The sequence below is a fragment of the Neomicrococcus aestuarii genome, from assembly GCF_014201135.1.
In the GTDB taxonomy this organism is placed as follows: Bacteria; Actinomycetota; Actinomycetes; order Actinomycetales; family Micrococcaceae; genus Neomicrococcus; species Neomicrococcus aestuarii.
This window is the reverse complement of sequence record NZ_JACHDR010000001.1, coordinates 2,693,455-2,713,536: the sequence shown is the minus strand read 5'-3', so window position 1 is coordinate 2,713,536 and position 20,082 is coordinate 2,693,455. Positions and strand designations below refer to the sequence as shown.

Genomic DNA, 20,082 nt, shown 5'->3' with positions numbered 1-20,082 from the left:
TCAAGCAAAACCGCATCTGTGAAGGCCGGGCTGAAGGAGTCTCAGTGGCCAAAGGCAATACGCGTAGCTCTCAGCTCAGGGGGGAAACTACTCGTAGAGCAAGCGCGGGCCACGGTCGACCTGGGGAGGTCTCTTACGTCGGTGCAGCTTGCCATGGCGAGTCGGGCCAAACCATCTAGCGGGTACTGACAGGAAAATGAACGGCGGAACAATGCAAACACGGAAAAAGCCTCGGAAAGCAATCAGCTTTAAAATCATGGACTGTCTCCGCTGCGGGGCGAAGCGTGTGCTGGGTGAGCCTTGCACTGAATGCCAACTGAAACCGCCTCGAGGTGAGGTAAATACCTGTGTCGTGCAACGTCGTACTGCTGTTGCCCGCGTTGAGAAGGCTTTAGCCGATGACCTTGCAGACGTGACGGAGGGACCATCTGGGCTCCCGACCTACTTACAGATTGGCGGATATCTCGAGGCCTTCGTCGATGCACTCAGTGCCTTGATCGCTGATCCGTTGTCAAGCGAGTCGGTTCGTCAAATGGTGGAGGCTGAACGGCGGCTCCGGGAGTTCAAGCGTCGTTGTTCCACGAGCGCCCCACTCCGCCCGTCGATCGCGCAATACAAGGCGGTCAGCCAGATAATCGCCCACTTCGCTGAGCTGTGGCCAACATATGCTCGAGCGTTGCAGGCACCCTCCATGGATGAAGCCCAGCGCCTATCAAACGAAGGGCAAGCACTTATTGACGCCGCTGCCGAAGCTTTGGGGAGGTACGTGTCTCTGATGGAGTCCACGCAGGCATTCGAGGACCTCACAATTCCTGACTTGCTCGATCGTGCTCTCAATGCTCTCTCTTATTTATACCCGGACGCCACACTGCTGGAAATGGGCCGGCTCGGCGCACGAGAGGCCGAGCGGGTCGCAAAGGTACCTGTACACGACGGTCCAGGGGTGCATTTCCTCGTCCTCAACGCCGTCGCGTCAGCTCATTTTGACCCAGAGCGGTTTCGGGATTTGCTTCGAGAAACCTCCAGACTTTGTGAAGACAGCTCCCTGCTGCGCGAGGTGGCCGCGCAACCGGGGGCTTTAGCGGGGCTAGGGGTGAGTTCGAGACTTGGCTACGAAGCCCTCGCGACGTTCGAGACCACGCTCTTACGCGAAACGGATGAAAAGGCACTAATGCGTCGGTTCATTAGGTTCTATGGAGAGTTCTACGAGGACGTCGCCAGCCCACTCCTTGCCTGGTACAACCTACTGACGGGCATCAAGTCGCAACCGTACGCAAAGCTCATCCAGAATAACGCTACAGACCTAGCGCGCAACCTTACCAAACATAAGCTCACGGCTTCGCTACTCCAAGACGACGGAGCACACCTCCGGAACGCTTCTCAGCACGGGAACAGCTTCGCGCTAGAAGGGGAGTACGTGATCTTCCAATTGCAGTCGTATCAAGAGAGGCCGCATCGAACGGAAGTTATAGACCGCATCTACTCTTTCATGGAATCGGTGCTTGCAATGGGTTGGTCTCTGTCGAATGTCCTTGCTCGCTTGGGCATCGAGGTGCCCATAAAGGATGAAGACGCCTCATATATGAACCTGACGCAATTCCGGCTAGCGACGTTATGGCTTGAACATCTCGGGACCACCGTTGTGGAGGCAGACCAGAAATCAACGTCTTGGGACCTCACCTTGGCCATTGAACCTGATGAAACCTTCAGTTTGGCTATTGCTTTGGCAGAGAACGTTCCAGATATCGTCTCGGAAGTGTCCGTGCGCGCGCCCGGCACAGCTACTCCCATGGTTATCCCACTTTCTGCGTTCACGAACCTTAAGTCAGCGCAGGCAGCGGCAACTGCACCCGTGGACCATCTCTTGGCGTTGGTCGAGTTCCGCGCCATGTGCACCGTCGAGGGGAAATCAGTGTTAACAGCTGAAGACCTTCGGTTCGCCGTGGCCACTATTGGTCTCTTACTCATTATGAAAGAGGATTTCACCCTGATCCCGTATCTGCGGCGAGTGCGCCAGCTGACTATTTCTCATTCGTTGCTGGAGCTCACCGAGACTATCAAGCAAGTGTTCGCACTCACCCGCTCCCCCACCGAGACCACTAAGCGTCAGCTTGCAGCCAGATTGAACGAGTGGCGGGAGAACTCGTCGGCGCCAACAATGCCTCAAGCCGAAGCGGTCACAGTACGCAAGTAGAAACGGTCCTAAGTGCAATTCCGATACATCAAACGTCGGGTCGACAAATGTGAGACGTGGTGAGTTCAAGCGTCAACCAACCACTCTGCGTGTTCCAGCGCCATCCACCTTGGGAAGCGAACCCACCTACAAGCCAGACATCTGTAACGCCGTCTGGCAAGTTCGGTGCCTCCTGAGGCAGATTCCCCTCGGGGTCCTCTAGGAGGAGTGCGATCATGTCCGGGGTGCCGTCCCGAGCAATCCAGAGCATGTGATTTTCGTCCATGCCAGATTCTTGCAGTTTTCTCACATTGTCTTGCTGTGCCTCTTCCTGGAACAAAGTAGAGATCCACTGCGGCACATCAGATGCCGCTAGCCCATTGGACGTCCACCCGGGAAATAAATGAACTTTCCCAGCGGGACCTTCCGGAACTAGGTCCACCTGAGCGATGCCCAACTCCAGGGCATTACTGCTCAGTTGCAATGTTCGGAATCGCGGTGGGGCGCTAACGTGCTCCTCCATCTCGCTGAGCGCCCGGCAGAGGGACTTGCGCGCTTTTAGGCTGCTGCCGATCGGCGCGTCGTTGAGGAAATGAACCCGCAAACTGAACCTCAGCTGAGCACATTCCATCTCCGGCCCGATTCTTTCCAACTGGGCATTTCGTTGCATTAGTTTCGAGTCTTCAATCGCTGAGAATTCCGCGGCCGCGAGTCGGCCATCTGGGTACTCCACGCGCGCATCATACGTGGATGAGCCGGCATTGACGTCTTGTTGGAGAACCCGCGCTCCGAGGTTCATTTCCATAATCAGCCGACATTGGGCTTCGATCCGCTCCTTGCTCTCCTCAGACATCAGGTAGGTGCGTCCTTCCTTTATTTCGGGACTCTCTAGTCAACGGTGTTTTTGGCAGTATTCGTTAGTACTTTTCTGCGGCGGGCTAGCCGTCTGCAAATTGGCGGCGAACGCAACTAACAGCGGCTTCCAGCGCAACGTTCTTCAGGTGCGACCTTGTTTGGTAGGGATTAGAGCTACGAGTGACAAGAAGGAGGCGTTTAAGCGCGGCTTGCTCTGTTGAGGCATGTCTACGAGCACGGAAAGCGCGTCTACACGTCGCGTTGAGGGATTCGAGTGCATTGAGCCCGGCGAGAAGGGTAGAACTTCGCGCTGACATGGCCAGCAGCAGAATTCCTAGTGGCGATCCTTCCTCATTGGGCCGTGCATGGCAACAACCGTGAACCCGCTGTCACTCGCGTGAATCTACTGGGCGACCTGCTGATTCTCCCGCGGGGTTTGTCCCGGGCGCTTCGCGGTGAAGACCGCCATCAACCAGTCCACCACAGTGGTGTGCCAACGCTCTGGGTCAACGTTCCACTCACGCGTATGGCGAGCGCGGGTGAACCGTTCAAAGGTCACCAGATCTGGGTTCAGCTCGGCCAGTTCAGCCGATGGTCCCACGGGGACAAAGTCATCATCTTCGCTGTGCAAAATCAGGGTGGGCTTACGAATTTCTTCGTGGCGTGCCACCCAGTTCAAAGAGGTCAGGTCGAGCGGCGTCGCCAGCCCCGTGATCCACTGGCCAGCCTTGTTAGAAAGTAGCCACTGGCCGTACCTTCCGGAAGCGCTCGGAATCTTGTTGACCCGGGCCTGATGTGCCAGCACATCAAACCAGTTCACTACAGGACCGGTCAGAACCAGGGCGCGAATGCGCTGCTGGTGTCGGGACAAGTCCGCCACTTGTAAGGCGATTGCTCCGCCCATAGACCACCCGAAGAGGACAATGTCTTCGGCGCCTCGCTCGAGAGCGAAGTCGATTGCCGAATCGACGTCGTTCCACTCGGTAGCCCCGAGTCCGTACCGACCATCAGCGGTACGCGGGCCTACGCCGTCGTTCCGGTAAGAAATTAGCAATCCAGTCATGCCCAATTCTGAAATGGTCTGCAACGCTCGAAGACCCTCGAGCCGCGTCGCGCCGCGGCCATGCACGCAGATGGCCCAGGTGGAGGCGCGGTCGGTCCCGGGCAGAAGCCACGCGGGCGCCTCACCGGATTCGATGGGGATGTTGACGTCCGTGACGTCGAAGCCGGCGCGCTCGGGGGTATCGAAGACCACCCCGGACCACCAGCCGCGAACCGCTTTATGGATATCCCCTTCGTAGACTTCCTCGATGCGACGCTGCACGGTGCCCTCGGCTGCAACGAACGAGGTAATCTCGCCGATGCGGGCGTGTCCACGACCAGCGTCCCAATACAGCGAATAGGTTCCTTCAACCGTGGTTTCGGTAGTCGCTGGCAAGATGACATCCTTGCCTTGATCCGTCTGAATGACAGCCAGAATGGACAGATCTTCTTCGCGTTCCTTCGCCGGGGTGACCACCTGACGAGCAAAGTAGCCGCCCAGCGCACTCACCGTGCCAGCCGCGAGAGATCCCGCCACAGCACCAATTCCGGCGCCCAAGAGACCCCAGCTGTATTTGCGTGCTTGAGAACTTGCCTGTGACCGCGAGAGTCGATTCTTCTGTGCCATGCCACTATTCTGCCTGTAAAGCATGCCGCCACCGCGCATCCTCGGGAATCAAGTGGCGGCCCAGAGCGTTGGAGCGGTTATGACCCCAAAAATTATCAAGACTGAAGAAGAGTGGCGCCAAGAGCTGAACCCGCAAGAGTTCCACGTACTTCGCGAGGCCGGCACGGAGCGCCCCTTCACCGGCGAGTTTTGGAATAACCATGACGAAGGTGTCTACGCGTGCCGTGCGTGCGGCGCTGAGTTGTTTACCAGCCAAGAGAAGTTTGACTCGCATTGCGGTTGGCCGTCATTCTTTGCCCCGCTCGCCGGGGAGACCGTGCGCTACATCGAAGACACCACGATGGGCATGAAGCGCGTGGAAGTGCGCTGCGCTGCCTGCGATTCCCACTTGGGCCACGTCTTTGAAGGCGAGGGCTACCCCACGCCTACGGATCAGCGGTACTGCATCAACTCGGTTTCCTTGACCTTGCGCCCGGGACCTGTCGCCAAGTAGGCACAATCCAGTTCCAGATCAAGCGGTGAGCAATAGTTATTCTATTGCTCACCGCTTTTTTGATGCCACTTCCATCAGCTAGGCCTAATCTTTTCTCAAGTGGCCTATGCCCCCATAGTTGCCCCATATCGCAGTCGCCCAGCTAGGACACTCAGCACGGGCACAAGGCTTGGCGCCGTTACCCACGGCCCACTTTGAAGGAGAGAAGATGAGCGCCGGAATCGTTGAACAGCACGTCACTGGAGCGGACCACACTTCGTGGACCACTCATCCGGCGTGGATCTCTCTCAAGGCAGCTACTGAAGAACTTCAGCGCCTCCAGGATCGTTCGGGAGCAGTTCCTTTGGCCGAACACCACGCGCGCGCCGGCGAGCTGGTCGCCACGATGGCAGCGTCCATCGCCGAGCTGACCCCGCTGTTGGATCATGACCGCGCCTATTTGGAAGCGCTCGTCAGCGACTTACACCAGTGGGTCCAGCAGGGATTTGGAGTGCCTGACTTCCTAAACTCCTTGCTCCAGTTCCAGCCGCAGCAGCAGCGCGTCAACGGCCTGGTGCACTTGGTGCTCTTCCCGATGTACACGCAAAATGGCTCCACGGATCGGCACTTCGAGGCCGTTCTGGCGTCCGTCATTTGGCCGGAGTTCATCGCCGATCTGGAAGCCACCACCTACACCAACGCGCTGTTTGTCCCGTTGCAGTTCATCGACTTCACTTCCGGCTATGACACGAACTCGGCCGTGCTTTTCCCTGAGTCCGTCTCCATGCGAGAAATCCCCACCTTCACGTGGGGCGCCATTTTCCAGGATCGCGAGGCCGCACGCTACCGCAAGGTGGTCAAGGCCGCCGCGTCTATCACGCGCCTCGAACTTCCTGCGGAGGCTCAAGAGCTGCTCGAGAATCAGGACCTCGCCACGGAGACTTTCGTGCTCTGGGATTTGATCCACGACCGCTCCCACATGCGCGGTGACTTGCCTTTTGATCCGTTCATGATCAAGCAGCGCATGCCGTATTTCCTTTACTCCCTCGAGGAGCTGCGTTGCGACCTCACCGCTTTCCGCGAGTGCACCGTGATTGCTGCCAAGGAAGAAGCCACGGATGAGGTCCGCAAGCGTGCCCGCTTAGCTCAGTACGCGATTATTTTTGACCGCATCTTCCGCTTCGCGCTGACGGGTAAGCGCGTCCGCAATTACGACGCCGTAGGCGGCCAGTTGCTGTTCGCGTGGATGCACCAGCACGGTGTTTTGCACTGGACGGACACCACGTTGGACTTCGATTGGGCCAACGTCCCCGAGGTCATCAACGCCCTCGGCGAGCGCATCAACGATCTTTACTGGCGCTCGATCGACCGCCCCAAGATGGTGCACTGGCTAGCCGCTTATGAGCTCATCTCTGAGACGCTCGCTCCGCACCCTGCCTCCGTGTGGGCCAAGGGCGCGGACGCACTCCCCCTGACCGGCGCACCCGGGCTCATGACGGACCAGGTGCTCACGGACGAGTTCCCGCTCTCGATGTTCTATGAAGCGCTCTCCAAGAAGCTGACCGGCGTCATCGAATCCACGGTGGGTATGACCGGCTCAAGTTCTGTTGACCACGCGGTCTAAGAGACCCCTCAAAGATTGTTGATATGACACACTCTGAAACTGTGATTGATTCTGTGCTCCACGACGTAAATTACCGCTCCTTCGCTTCTGACAACTACTCCGGCGTGCATCCACGCATTCTGGAGGCCCTCACTCAAGCGAACGGGGGCCACGTTTCGGCGTACGGTTCTGACCCGTACACGCACCGCTTTGAAGAGATCGTCAAGGGTCACTTTGGTGAGCAGGCTGAGGTTTTCACGGTGTTCAACGGCACCGGCGCGAATGTCACTGCCCTTCAGGCCATGCTTCCGCGCTGGGGTGCGGTCATTTGCACCACCAACTCTCACATCCACGTGGATGAGGGCGGCGCCCCGGAGAAGATCGGCGGCTTCAAGCTGCTGCCGGTGGAGACGCCTGACGGCAAGCTCACCCCGGAGCTGATCGACAAAGAAGCGTGGGGCTGGGGCGACGAGCACCGCTCGCAACCGCTCGTGGTGGAGATTACGCAGTCCACCGAAGTCGGCACGCTCTACACACCGGCTGAGATCAAGGCAATCACCGATCACGCACATTCCAAGGGCATGCTGGTGTACGCGGACGGGGCACGCCTCTCCAACGCCGCGGCCGCCCTGGGTCTGTCTTTCAAGGAGTTCACCACGGACGTGGGTCTTGACGCGCTCTCCTTGGGCGGCACCAAGAACGGCCTCATGTTCGGGGAATCCATTGTGGTACTCACACCGGGCGCTGCCGCAGGATTGACCTTCGGACGCAAGTTCAACATGCAGCTCGCCTCCAAACTGCGCTTCGCTTCAGCCCAGCTCATCGAGATGTTTGGCACGGATCTATGGCTTCGCAATGCGCGCCAGGCGAATGCTATGGCGCACAAGCTGAGCAACGCCGTCGTACACCTTGACGGTATTGAGCTCACGCAGAAGACGGAAGCCAACGCCGTGTTCGCAAAAATCAACCCGCAGGTCGCAGACAAGGTGCGCGAGAAATACGCGTTTTACGATTGGGATCTGGCCAATGAAGAAGTCCGCTGGATGTGCTCTTTCGACACCACGGAAGAAGACGTGGACGGCTTCGTGGAGTGCCTGAAATCCGCGCTAGACGGCGCGCCTCGGTCATAGGGTGAGCGGGCGGATTTAGAGTTGCAAGCGTGACGGCGATGAGTGGCGTTTCCCCTGCACCTTCAGCGTTCCGGTCCGCGTTGCGATCCCTAAAATCCGCGCAGTGCCGGCCTGAAATTGTGCTCAGTGAAATTCCTGCGCCCGCACGCCTTGCACCGTTTTCGGTGGCCCTCGCAGCGGACCTTTTCGAAGCTCCCCTGCCGGCTCACACTCACGAATCCTTCGCCCACGGCCAAGACCGCCCGGACATCCTCCCGCAGGAACTAGCGACGGGCCGCTTCATTCTGTTGCACGATCCCGCGGGATCGCCGGTCTGGGGCGGCCACTTTCGGGTAGTCACCTACATTCGAGCCCGACTCGAGCCGGAAATGGGTCAAGACGCCATGCTGGGTTCAGTAGCGTGGGCCTGGCTAGTGGAGGCGCTCGAGGAGAATAATGCGTCCTACTCGCGCGCTGGAGGCACCGCAACTCGTGTTTTATCCGAGAATTTTGGTTCTTTAGCCGATCGGGAAGACAATATCGATATTGAATTGCGAGCCTCATGGACTCCCAATTCTGACGATTTTGGTAGGCATCTCGAAGCATGGACCCATATGGTCTGCAGCTTTGGCGGGTTGCCGCCGCTTCCCGAAGGAGTAACTGCGCTTCCCCGCCGGCGCCTCAATTAGCCCGTGACTTTAGATTCCCAGAACGACGCCGCAGCTTCGGCCCCAGCCGAAAGTCCAGTTGAGCGCACCCTGATTGATTTGACCGAACCCCGCGACGGCGTGCCGTTTGTGATTGATACCGAACGCGGATTGGCTCGCGCCGCCGAGGCACTTGCCGCCGGAACCGGCCCGGCGAGCGTTGACGCCGAGCGGGCCTCCGGCTTCCGTTACGGACAGCGCGCCTTCCTGGTGCAGATTCGCCGCGAGGGCGCCGGAACGTGGCTCATTGATCCCGAGGCGTTCAACGGTTTGGAGAGCATCAATGAGGCTCTCAGCGGGGTCGAATGGATTCTTCACGCTGCCACCCAGGATCTGCCGTGCCTGGCCGAACAGGGCATGACGCCCGATGCTCTCTTTGACACGGAGCTAGCCGCGCGCATCGCCGGACTGCCGAAGGTAGGACTCGCGGCCGTGGTGGAGCACTTCTTAGGGCTTCGCTTGGCAAAGGAGCACTCGGCAGCGGACTGGTCCAAGCGGCCACTTCCCGAGCCATGGTTGCGCTATGCCGCCCTTGACGTGGAAGTCTTGGACGAGCTTCGGGAAGACCTGATCGAGCTACTCACCCAACAGGGCAAGTTGGATTTCGCCCTCGAAGAGTTCGAAGCCATCCGCACCGCGCCCTTGCCGGGGCCTCGCGAAGATCCATGGCGCCGCACCTCCGGCATTCACACCATCAAGGATCGCCGTCAGCTCGCCACCGTGCGCGAGCTGTGGGAAGAGCGCGAGCATCTTGCCCAGAAGCGGGACGTGGCACCGGGCAAGCTGTTGCCGGATGCTGCGATTGTTGTCGCCGCGAAGGCGATGCCGTCCTCCGTTCCAGAGCTGTTGAAGACTCATGGCTTCTCGGGACGCGCAGCCAAGACTGAAGCTGCTCGCTGGGTCTCAGCTATTCAGACCGCCAAGCGGTTGCGTTCCCTGCCACCACTCACCGTCCCGAACAACGCTCCCCCACCACCACGTGTCTGGGCGGACCGTAACGTGGAGGCGGCACGCCGCTTGAACACGGCTAAACAACGCGTGGCCGCGGCTGCTGCAAAGCTGAACATGCCGACGGAGAACTTGCTTCAGCCGGACACGATTCGTCGGTTGGCGTGGACGCCTCCGGCCTCTGTTACGCCCGAGTCCATCGAGGAAGCGCTCCGTGAGCGCGGCGCCCGCGAGTGGCAGATCAAGATCACTTCCCCCATCATCACGGTGGCTTTCCTGGATCCAGACCCGCTTCCCGAAAAGGACTAGAGTTCCTAGTAAGAGCCTTGGGCGGTGAGCTCCTTGAACCACTTATTACTAACCAGTAACATAGTGTGGAGTACATCACTTTGCACTGCCCGTCTACTGCCTGGGAGCCGTTTTGTCTTCAGCGTTTGATCAGTACCAGTACCTCACCGCTTTGGTCCCGAATGAAATCGTGACCCACTCGCTCATCACTGACGTCACGCTGCCTAACGGCTCCACGCTGGCGCTCTTGACCTTGGACAACCAGCTCGATGGCTCCAAGCCCACCACGTTGGGCCCGGCCACGCTCATTGAGCTCGGCAAGATGCTCGAGGCGCAGCGTGAGCGCGCCCGCTCCGGCGAGATCGCCGCGCTAGCCGTCACGGGCAAGCCTGGCTACCTCGTTGCTGGCGCCGACCTCACGTCTGTAGCCGCCTTGAAGACTGAGGCCGAAGGCCGCGGCATCGCCCAAGTGGGTCACGACGCCTACGCGATCCTCAATGACCTCGGCGTCCCGACGTTCGCTTTCATCAACGGTGTGGCTCTCGGCGGCGGTCTAGAGATTGCTCTCGCCGCGAACTACCGCACGGTTTCTGAGCGCGCCAAGGGGCTCGGCCTTCCCGAAGCGTTCATCGGCCTGGTGCCCGGTTGGGGCGGCGTGTACCGCTTGCCACGACTCATCGGCCCCGAAGCAGCGCTTGAGATCATGATCAAGAACCCGCTGAACAACAACCGTTCCATCGACGGCACTAAGGCGTTCGAAGTGGGGCTTGCGGACGCGATTTTCCCAGCGGACACGTTCGTGGAGCAGTCCATTCAGTGGGCCGCCTCGGTTCTGGACGGTTCCGTTGCCGTAGAGCGCCCAAATAGCGCGGATCCTGAATCCAAGGACGACGACGCAGCTCGCTTCCGTGCCTCCATTGCGGCAGGTAGGGATTTCGTGAAGGCCAAGAATTGGTCTGTGGCGCCCGCGCCAGCAAAGGTGCTCGAAGTCTGGGAGGCCGGCATCGGCATCACCCAGCCGGAGTCTGCGGTCCTCGAAGTCAACGCGCTCTCCGAGCTCATGCAGACCCCTCAGTTCAAGTCCACCGTCTACTCCTTCGTGGAGCTGGTGCAGAAGCGCGGCAAGCGCCCCGCCGGAGCGCCGGACGCCTCGTTGGCGAAGCCCATCAACAAGGTGGGCGTGGTGGGAGCCGGGCTTATGGCCTCGCAGCTCGCACTCTTGTTTGTGACTCAGCTGCGCGTCCCAGTGGTCATCACGGACATGGATCAGGCGCGCGTGGACAAGGGCTTGGGTTTCATTCACGCCGAGCTGGACAAGTCCGTTGCCAAGGGCCGCCTCAAGGCGGACGCAGCGTCCCAGCTCAAGGGGCTCGTGAGCGGATCCGTCAGCAAGGACGTGTACGCGGACGCTGACTTCATCATTGAGGCCGTCTTCGAAGAGCTCTCCGTCAAGAAGCAGGTCTTCGCCGAAGTGGAAGCCGTTGCACGTCCGGACGCAATTCTTGCCACGAACACTTCCAGCCTGTCCGTCACGGCCATGGCCGAGGACCTCAAGAACCCTGAGCGATTGGTGGGCTTCCACTTCTTCAACCCTGTAGCCGTCATGCCACTGGTTGAAGTAGTGCGCGCGCCTGCTTCTACCGACGAAGTGATCGCCACGGCCTTCGCGCTCGCCAAGAATCTGCGCAAGACCGCCGTTTTGGTCAAGGACGCCACCGGCTTTGTGGTCAACCGTGTGCTTCTTCGCCTCATGGGTGAAGTGAGCAACGCGTTCGATGACGGCACCGATGCAGCCGTCGCAGATCATGCTTTGGATCCGATGGGCCTGCCGATGACTCCGTTCACGCTCGCGGGCGTTGTAGGTCTTCCAGTGGCGCAGCATGTCACCGAGTCCTTGCATGCCACGTTCGGCGATCGTTTCCGGATCTCCACGAATCAGCAGCAGCTCATCGACAACGGTGTGAAGGCGCTCTGGGCGCCAGATGGCAACGGCGGACAGCATGTACCGCAAGAGACGCTGGACCTGTTGACCTTCGGCGATACGCCAAGCACCTCTGAGGAACTCTTGACGCGCACGCAGGACGCACTGGCCGAAGAAATCGGCTTGCTTCTGGATGAAGGTGTCGTCGCCGGGCCTGAAGACGTTGATCTGTGCATGATCCTTGGAGCGGGTTGGCCGATGCACTTGGGCGGAATTACCCCATACCTTGACCGTGTCGGCGCTTCCGAGCGCGTCAACGGAAAGAAGTTCCACCCCGAGCGCTAAGTTCTCACCGCTCGCTCAGTATCCTCACAAGATCCTCCCGGTAGGCTTCAAACAGTCAAACCGGGAGGATCTTGTCATGTCAGAACATCATCAAGGCGCAGGTTGTCAGCACTGCCTCAGCAGGCGCAACGTCCTATCTGCCTCGGCGCTTACCGGTGTTGCCACGCTGGGTCTTGCAGCCTGCAGCCCCGCCGCTACGCCATCAGCCAGCAGTGCGTCCTCTAGCACAGCGTCCGGCAGTGCCGCAGCGAACGCAACCGCTGCGTCGTCGTCCTCCGCCTCCAGCGCAGGTGAAGCAACCGTCGCCATGACCACCTCAGAACTTGCGGTGGGCGCCAAGGGCACAGCCGTGCTGGAGAGCGACCGTTCGTACTTGTTCTATCGGGACTCTGAAACTTCGGTCAAGGCGTACCGCGCCGTGTGCACACACGCGGGCTGCCTGGTTGAAGTGGGAACGGAGACTGACTTCGCGTGCCCGTGCCACGGCTCTAGTTTTGATCCGGCCACGGGTGAGCCTACGGGTGGTCCCGCAAATTCCGCGCTGGAATCTTTCCCGGCGGCAATCGACGGCACCAACGTGGTCATCTACCTGGACAGTTAGGACATCCGAGCCCGAGGCGTGACCTGCTACTGACTAGAACAGGGCGATCTTCTGGACTTTCGGGAAGATCTCATCCAGCTCCGCGAGATCTTCGGCGGTGGGCTTCCACGTTGCAGCCGCCGCGTTTTGCTGGATCTGTTCGGGCTTGGTAGCTCCCGCAATAACGCTCGCCACGGCCGACTGGGCGGCCAACCAAGAGAAGGCCACCTCGAGCTCGGTCACGCCGCGGGACTTCGCGAAAGCACCAAACGCTTGGAGCTGATCAAAATCAGCATCCGTGAGCAGGTTGGTGCGCGAATGCGTCAATCGGCTACCTTCTGGCGCTTTCCCGCCCGAGTACTTGCCCGTCAAGAGGCCGTTCGCGAGCGGGAAGTACGGGAGTACGCCTAAGCCAAGTGCATCTGCAGCCGGGAGCACCTCGAGTTCGGCTCGGCGATCCAGCAAGTTGTAATGGTTCTGCGAAGAGATAAACCGCTCCGCGCCGAGCTCACGAGCAACATACTCTGCTTGCGCAATTTGCCAGCCTGCACGGTTGGAGTGCCCGATGTACCGGACCTTACCTTCCCGCACCAGATCATCTAGCGCGTCCAGCGTCTCCTCGATGGGCGTGAGCGGATCTGGAGTGTGGAACTGGTACAGATCGATGTAATCCGTCTGCAAGCGGCGCAGGGACGCTTCCACGGACGTACGGATGTACTTGCGGGATCCGCGGGCGTTGAAATCCGGGCCGTTGGCCTCGTCCAAGTCCATTCCAAACTTCGTCGCCACAATGGCTTCCGCGCGACGCTCCTTGAGCGCCTGACCCAAGCGTTCCTCGGAGAGACCCGGCGTCTTGCCATACACGTCGGCAGTATCGAAGAGCGTCACGCCAGCATCTAGAGCTGCATGGACGACGGCGTCCGTTCCAGCCTGCGATTCCGTTGCGGTTCCAGCGCGGCCCAGGTTGTTACAACCCAAACCCACGACAGAGACGGTCAGGCCGGAGCGGCCGAGTCGACGATATTCCACAGGTGTACTCCACTTCTAGGCGAGGATACTTCTAGGTGAGGACGCTCCTGCGGAAGCATATTCCTACGCAGGGTCAGTCCGGCGTAGTTCGGGTTAGTCGAGCGTGAAAGGCTCGCGCACCGGCATCGGGTGACGCTGCTTGACGTTCTCAAGTTGGCCGTAAGGGGCCACTGCGATGCGCATCTTGGTGGGATCCAACTTGGCATCACGAGAGATTGTTTTGATGGCTCCGATGGTGGTGGCAGCATCCGGTGTCAAAATACGAATGTTGAGTTTCCACGGGGCGAAGTCGCTCGACTCCACGGTTCCCAGTCCACGCCACGCGAGGTGGTTGGAGAATTCACGCTTAGCGTTCATCTCGAGGTTCTGATCGCGTGCAGTGCCTTCTTTGGTCTTCAGCGCGAACTGCACAATAACCCAAGTCTGCTCTTCTGGAGCGAGCTCCCGGAAACCATCTTCGAGGCTTTGCTCAATGAACCCTGCGAAAAGTTCTTCGGCACGCTCGGCAGAGACGTTCTTCTCTTCGGAGGTCTTGGACATGTGTCCCACGTTTCCGTGGTTGACCACGAACTGGCGAAGGTCCGCTTCAGCGTCCTCGTTCAGGTCGTCTTCCTCGGTGACCTCAGCTGGGTCTTCATACCAAGCTTCACGAAAAGACTGAATGCCTTTGTCATTGGTGCGGTACATTCTCACAATTGGCACTAGAGCGTGTCCTTTCGAATTCTTGCGCGTTCAAACCACGCGTTAGCAACACTACCGAAGGGCTCGCGTTCTTCACGCACCAGCCCCAGAACATGGTCCGCGGCTTCTCGCATGTCAGCGATCAATTCATCCGGGTAACCGAACTCGATGCTGTGCTCTTCGAACTCGTCCTCGTCATCAATGAAAATTCCGCGGACCACGGACCGAACGACATCGAGGTCCATGTCCACCGAGTTCACTTCCCACCCGCGGGAAATCTTTCGCCAGCCCACTTCGGTACTGATATCTACGTACACTCTAAGACCACCCAAGTGCCGCTCGTCGTAGAACGTGGCCACCCAATTGCCTTCGTGAGGAATGAGGCACATCGCATCCCAGCTCGCAATAAAAGCGAGTCCGGGGCGAGCAACCAATGCGCCAGCAGGCTGGTAAATCCAATGCCCATGGTGATCCGCACCTTCATAAGCGCCGGGCACCACCCAGTGAGCTCCGCCGTCGTACTTCCAGGCGCGCGCAACCACCAAGTCGCCCACGACGGGGACCTCGGGCGCGCCCACGAGTGATTGAGGCAAGCCCTCCGGCATCGCCGACGGGCGCGTCACAGCTGTGGGATCTGGCCGGTAGGAATGCCTTGGCCGGGCAGAGGTCGCGCGAACGGAACCTTGGTTCCCAACACTTGCGCAAGGGTGTCCTGCGCAATCTTTTGGGCGGTCAGCCCGGCCCGGTCAAGCACTTGCGAGCGGGTGCCGTGAGCCAAGAACTCGCTCGGCAAGCCGACTTCGTTCAACGCGGTATCGACGCCGGCGCTGCGCATTTCTTGTCGGATGCGCGAGCCTACGCCGCCTGTGCGGACGCCGTCTTCAAGCACCACCACAATGCGGTGGCGGGCAGCAAGCGCAATGATCGAGCGCGGAACCGGCAGCACCCAGCGCGGGTCCACCACGGAAGAGGTGATGCCTTGAGCGCGAAGACGTTCAGAAACGTCCAAGGCTAGCTCGGCGAATGAACCGATGGCCACCAGCAAAACGTCGCGCTGGTTTTCCTCTTCAAGGGGTGACTCGGACAGGACATCTACACCGTCATGCAAGCGCTGGATTGCTTGGATCTCCTTGCCGACGGAACCCTTCGAGTAGCGAACCACGGTGGGGGCATCGTTGATGGCGACAGCTTCACGCAGTTCTTCGCGCAAACGGTCAGCGTCGCGAGGTGCAGCAACGTGGACGCCGGGGATGGACTGCACCAGTGCCATGTCCCACATGCCGTGGTGGCTTGGTCCGTCCGGACCGGTCACGCCGGCGCGGTCCAACACGATGGTCACACCAGCCTTGTGAAGGGCCACATCCATCAAGAGTTGGTCGAAAGCGCGGTTCAAGAAGGTCGCATAGAGCGCCACCACGGGGTGCAGACCGCCGAAGGCCAAACCGGCAGCCGAGGTCAGCGCGTGCTGTTCGGCGATGCCCACGTCAATCACGCGATCCGGGTGGCGGGTAGCCATCTCCTTGAGACCCACGGGAATCAACATGGCCCCGGTGATACCCACGATGTCCGGGCGCTCATCGGCGATCTTGGCGATCTCTTCGCCGAAGACACTCGTCCAGGACTGTGCCCCGGGTTCGTCGCGAGGCAAGCCCGTCTCCGGGTTGATGACACCCACGGCGTGGAACTGGTCTTCTTCGTGAGCGCGGGCCGGAGCATAGCCGCGGCCCTTCTCCGTCATCGCGTGAACAATGACGGGACCTTCAAAGTTCTTCGCTTGCAGCAAGCCTTCTTCAAGGTGCTGCAACGAGTGGCCGTCGAGTGGGCCAATGTACTTCATACCCAAGTCTTCGAAGAGGCCTTGGGGAGCCCACCAGTCCTTGATGCCCTTCTTCGCGGCGTGCAGACCCTTGTAGACCATCTGGCCGGGCATCCCACCGTTTTGCAGGCGGTCCTTCCACCAGTCCAACGTTCCTTCGTACGCGCGGTGCGTGCGGACCTTGTCGATAGTTTGACGCAAGCTGGCCAAGTGATCCGCGAGACCGCCGATGGTGGGCGCGTAGGAGCGGCCATTGTCATTGACAATGATGACCACCTTGCGGTTCCGGTCTGCAGCAATATTGTTGATGGCTTCCCACGCCATACCGCCCGTGAGCGCGCCGTCGCCAATGACCACGACCGTCCAGCGGTCGTTCTCACCATTGAGCTGGCGAGCCCGCGAAATACCCTCGGCCCACGAGAGCGAGCTGGAAGCGTGAGACGACTCAACGACGTCGTGCACCGACTCCGCGCGTTCCGGGTAGCCCGAAAGCCCACCCTCCTGACGCAAGGTCTCAAAATTCTGGCGGCCAGTAACCAACTTGTGCACGTACGACTGGTGACCGGTATCAAAAATGATGGTGTCTTTAGGCGAATCGAAAATCCGGTGCATCGCCAAGGTCAGCTCCACTACGCCCAAATTTGGACCCAAGTGACCGCCTACTTTGGAAACCTTCTCAATGAGGAACTGGCGAATTTCTGCCGCCAACTGCTCGAGTTCGGGCAACGTCAGGGAACGAAGATCTTTGGGTTCGTGAATATTGGGGAGTAGACCCACCGGTGTAATTCCTTTCGGGCGCTCCTGCGCGCGGACAACCTAATACTTCTGAAAAACAGTCAACGTCCATGTGCGGCACGCAGGCGTTCGTCAATTTTACCGCTAAGTGCCTAGGTCTGGGGGTTGCCCACGGCTTCACCCCTGATCAGGAACCTTGGGCCAGTACTGACGGGACATTCCGAAGTGTTCCTTTAACGCCGAAAGGGCGAAACCCCTCAACAGGAGTTTCGCCCTTTCTTCTTCGATCAGATGATCGCTAGCTAGCTCTTAGAACTAGGCGGCGGAGATCTGGCGAAGGACGTACTGCAAGATGCCACCGTTACGGTAGTAGTCAGCTTCACCCGGGGTGTCGATGCGGACTACAGCGTCGAAGGACTTCTCCGAGCCGTCTTCAGCAACCGCTGTGACCTTGACGGTCTTCGGGGTGGTGCCGTTGTTGAGCTCGGTGACGCCGTAGACGGAGAACGTCTCGGTACCGGTCAAGCCCAAGGTATCTGCGGATTCGCCTTCTGGGAACTGCAGCGGAAGAACGCCCATGCCGATGAGGTTGGAGCGGTGGATACGCTCGTAGCTACGTGCAATAACAGCCTTGACGCCCAAGAGCGCGGTGCCCTTAGCAGCCCAGTCGCGGGACGAACCGGTGCCGTATTCCTTACCAGCCAAGACCACCAGCGGGGTGCCTGCTGCCTGGTAGTTCTGTGCAGCGTCGTAGACGTAAGCCTGTGGAGCGCCCTCTTGCGTGAAGTCACGCGTGAAGCCACCCTCAACACCGTCAAGAAGCTGGTTCTTGATACGGATGTTTGCGAACGTACCGCGGATCATGACTTCGTGGTTACCACGGCGGGAGCCGTAGGAGTTGAAGTCCTTGCGGTCAACACCGTTCTCCAAGAGGTAGCGACCAGCCGGGGTGTCCGACTTGAAGGAACCTGCTGGGGAGATGTGGTCCGTGGTGACGGAATCGCCAAGCTTGAGCAAGACGCGAGCGCCTGCGATGTCCTTGACGGGCTCTGGCTGAGCCTGCATGCCCTCGAAGTAAGGGGGCTTACGAACGTACGTGGACTTTGGATCCCACGAGAAGGTGTCGCCAGCTGGGGTGTCCAAAGACTTCCAGCGATCGTCGCCTTCGAAGACGCCCTCGTAGCCCTTCGTGAACATAGCTTCGTCGATCGAGCTATCGATGACCTGCTGAACCTCGATCGGGTTAGGCCAGATGTCCTTCAAGAAGACCTCTTCGCCCTTCTCGTTCGTGCCCAAGGAGTCGTTCTCGAAGTCGAAGTCCATGGAACCGGCAAGAGCGTAAGCGATGACCAGTGGCGGCGAAGCCAAGTAGTTCATCTTCACGTCTGGGTTGATGCGGCCTTCGAAGTTACGGTTACCGGAAAGGACAGCCGTTACGGAGAGGTCGTTTGCCTGAACTGCTTCGGAGATCTCAGACTCAAGTGGGCCGGAGTTACCAATGCAGGTTGCGCAGCCGTAGCCCACAATGTAGAAGCCGAGCTTCTCGAGGAACGGCGTGAGGCCGGACTTCTCGTAGTAGTCGGTAACTACCTTGGAACCTGGTGCAATCGAGGTCTTGACCCATGGCTTGACCGTGAGGCCAGCGTTGACGGCGTTGCGAGCCAGCAAAGCCGCGGCAAGCATGACCGAAGGGTTAGACGTGTTGGTGCAAGAGGTGATGGACGCGATGGAAACTGCGCCGTGATCCAACTCGAACTGGCGACCATCTGCCATCGAGACTGGAACCTGCTTGGACGGACGGCCCAAAACGGCGTCGTCTGCGTCACCCTCGGTGTAGTTGTGGATGTCCTTGCGGAACTGCTCCTTGGCATCGGTGAGCTCGATGCGGTCCTGAGGACGCTTCGGACCAGCGATGGAAGGAACAACCGTGGACAGATCCAGCTCGAGGACCTCGGAGAAGTCGAGTTCGCGGGAAGGATCGTGCCAGAGGCCCTGTTCCTTGGCGTATGCCTCAACGAGAGCGAGGTTCTCAGCCGTACGGCCGGTGAGGCGCAAGTACTCGATGGTGACATCGTCGATGGGGAACATAGCAGCCGTGGAGCCGAACTCTGGGCTCATGTTGCCGATGGTTGCACGGTTAGCGAGCGGAACTGCTGCAACGCCTTCGCCGTAGAACTCAACGAACTTGCCCACCACGCCGTGGTCGCGAAGCATTTCGGTGATCGTCAAAACGACGTCCGTTGCCGTTGCGCCAGCTGGGATGGAGCCAGTGAGCTTGAAGCCCACCACGCGAGGGATGAGCATGGAGACTGGCTGGCCGAGCATTGCTGCCTCGGCCTCGATGCCGCCAACGCCCCAACCCAACACGCCAAGGCCGTTGACCATGGTGGTGTGGGAGTCGGTACCAACGCAGGTGTCTGGGTAAGCGCGGAGCTTGCCGTCGACTTCGCGGGTCATGATGGTGCGTGCCAAGTACTCGATGTTGACCTGGTGCACGATGCCGGTTCCCGGAGGAACAACCTTGAAGTCATCGAATGCGGTCTGGCCCCAGCGCAGGAACTGGTAACGCTCGCCGTTGCGCTCGTATTCGATTTCCATGTTGCGCTCGAGGGCGCCGGAGTTACCGAAAACGTCGATCTGCACGGAGTGGTCAATGACCATTTCAGCAGGAGCCAACGGGTTGACTCGCTTGGGGTCTCCACCCAAGTCCTTGACTGCTTCACGCATGGTGGCCAAGTCAACAACACATGGCACGCCGGTGAAGTCCTGCATGATCACGCGGGCTGGCGTGAACTGGATTTCAACGCTTGGATCTGCGCTGGCATCCCAGTTAGCAAGAGCGTTGATGTGATCTGCGGTGATGTTGGCGCCGTCTTCGGTGCGCAACAAGTTTTCCAAAAGCACCTTGAGGCTGTACGGAAGGCGGTCGATACCTTCAACTGCGTTCAGCCGGAAAATTTCATATTCTTTGCCATTGACGTCTAGTACGCCCTTGGCGCCGAAGCTGTCCACATTGCTCATTGGGACTCCTCTCGCCGGTTCTTTATCTGTGTGCACGAGGGTCTAGTTTTCACTTAGGCAATCCTGATTCAAATAAGAAAAGAATTTGTTACCTAAATGACTGACGTCCCATGCGGCCGAGCTACCTGAA

Annotated in this window: 15 protein-coding genes; 8 read left to right on the top strand and 7 right to left on the bottom strand. The window is 59.4% G+C overall.

Annotated features, from left to right (window positions below):
* Positions 1-352: 352 nt before the first annotated feature.
* Positions 353-2,194: a hypothetical protein gene (locus HD598_RS12395; protein ID WP_183666279.1), complete on the top strand. Its 1,842-nt coding sequence runs from the start codon at positions 353-355 to the stop codon at positions 2,192-2,194.
* Positions 2,195-2,222: 28 nt separating this feature from the next.
* Here the strand turns inward: HD598_RS12395 and HD598_RS12390 are convergent, their stop codons facing one another.
* Both HD598_RS12390 and HD598_RS12385 read right to left on the bottom strand, forming a co-directional pair.
* Positions 2,223-3,026, bottom strand: a complete 804-nt coding sequence (locus HD598_RS12390; RefSeq protein WP_183666270.1) for a hypothetical protein — start codon at positions 3,024-3,026, stop codon at positions 2,223-2,225.
* Between the two features lie 405 nt (positions 3,027-3,431).
* A complete protein-coding gene (locus HD598_RS12385) occupies positions 3,432-4,697 on the bottom strand; it encodes an alpha/beta hydrolase family protein (RefSeq protein ID WP_183666268.1) in 1,266 nt (421 codons plus the stop codon).
* A gap of 79 nt (positions 4,698-4,776) precedes the next feature.
* Between HD598_RS12385 and msrB the strand changes: the two genes are divergently transcribed.
* The 7 genes from msrB (at position 4,777) to HD598_RS12350 (ending at position 12,691) form a co-directional block, all read left to right on the top strand.
* A complete protein-coding gene (msrB, locus tag HD598_RS12380; protein WP_071893269.1) occupies positions 4,777-5,190 on the top strand; it encodes a peptide-methionine (R)-S-oxide reductase MsrB in 414 nt (137 codons plus the stop codon).
* Between the two features lie 208 nt (positions 5,191-5,398).
* The gene (locus HD598_RS12375) at positions 5,399-6,793 is read left to right on the top strand and encodes a DUF6421 family protein (RefSeq protein ID WP_221244642.1); all 1,395 of its coding nucleotides are present in this window, start codon (positions 5,399-5,401) and stop codon (positions 6,791-6,793) included.
* 23 nt (positions 6,794-6,816) lie between these two features.
* Positions 6,817-7,902: a threonine aldolase family protein gene (locus HD598_RS12370; RefSeq protein WP_183666266.1), complete on the top strand. Its 1,086-nt coding sequence runs from the start codon at positions 6,817-6,819 to the stop codon at positions 7,900-7,902.
* A gap of 38 nt (positions 7,903-7,940) precedes the next feature.
* Positions 7,941-8,570, top strand: coding sequence for a DUF3000 domain-containing protein (locus HD598_RS12365; RefSeq protein WP_071895083.1), 630 nt, complete (start codon positions 7,941-7,943; stop codon positions 8,568-8,570).
* A gap of 3 nt (positions 8,571-8,573) precedes the next feature.
* Positions 8,574-9,845, top strand: a complete 1,272-nt coding sequence (locus HD598_RS12360; RefSeq protein WP_071893266.1) for an HRDC domain-containing protein — start codon at positions 8,574-8,576, stop codon at positions 9,843-9,845.
* A gap of 112 nt (positions 9,846-9,957) precedes the next feature.
* Complete coding sequence (locus tag HD598_RS12355; RefSeq protein WP_183666264.1) at positions 9,958-12,090, top strand: 3-hydroxyacyl-CoA dehydrogenase NAD-binding domain-containing protein; 2,133 nt, start codon at positions 9,958-9,960, stop codon at positions 12,088-12,090.
* A gap of 76 nt (positions 12,091-12,166) precedes the next feature.
* Positions 12,167-12,691, top strand: a complete 525-nt coding sequence (locus HD598_RS12350) for a Rieske (2Fe-2S) protein (protein ID WP_183666262.1) — start codon at positions 12,167-12,169, stop codon at positions 12,689-12,691.
* Positions 12,692-12,724: 33 nt separating this feature from the next.
* Here the strand turns inward: HD598_RS12350 and HD598_RS12345 are convergent, their stop codons facing one another.
* From HD598_RS12345 to acnA, 5 genes are all read right to left on the bottom strand, one after another.
* Entirely contained in the window at positions 12,725-13,699 is a 975-nt protein-coding gene (locus HD598_RS12345) for an aldo/keto reductase (RefSeq protein WP_183666260.1), read from the bottom strand.
* A 93-nt stretch (positions 13,700-13,792) separates the two neighbouring features.
* Positions 13,793-14,401 (bottom strand): hypothetical protein, encoded by a 609-nt coding sequence (locus HD598_RS12340; RefSeq protein ID WP_157103187.1) that lies wholly within the window; start codon positions 14,399-14,401, stop codon positions 13,793-13,795.
* Entirely contained in the window at positions 14,401-15,003 is a 603-nt protein-coding gene (locus HD598_RS12335; RefSeq protein WP_183666258.1) for a DUF402 domain-containing protein, read from the bottom strand. The genes HD598_RS12340 and HD598_RS12335 overlap by 1 nt, the downstream gene beginning before the upstream one ends.
* A complete protein-coding gene (gene dxs / locus HD598_RS12330; RefSeq protein ID WP_183666256.1) occupies positions 15,000-16,973 on the bottom strand; it encodes a 1-deoxy-D-xylulose-5-phosphate synthase in 1,974 nt (657 codons plus the stop codon). The genes HD598_RS12335 and dxs overlap by 4 nt, the downstream gene beginning before the upstream one ends.
* A gap of 273 nt (positions 16,974-17,246) precedes the next feature.
* Positions 17,247-19,952 carry an aconitate hydratase AcnA gene (gene acnA / locus HD598_RS12325; RefSeq protein ID WP_183666254.1) on the bottom strand — a complete coding sequence of 902 codons (2,706 nt, stop codon included), beginning with the start codon at positions 19,950-19,952 and terminating at the stop codon, positions 17,247-17,249.
* Positions 19,953-20,082 lie beyond the last annotated feature (130 nt).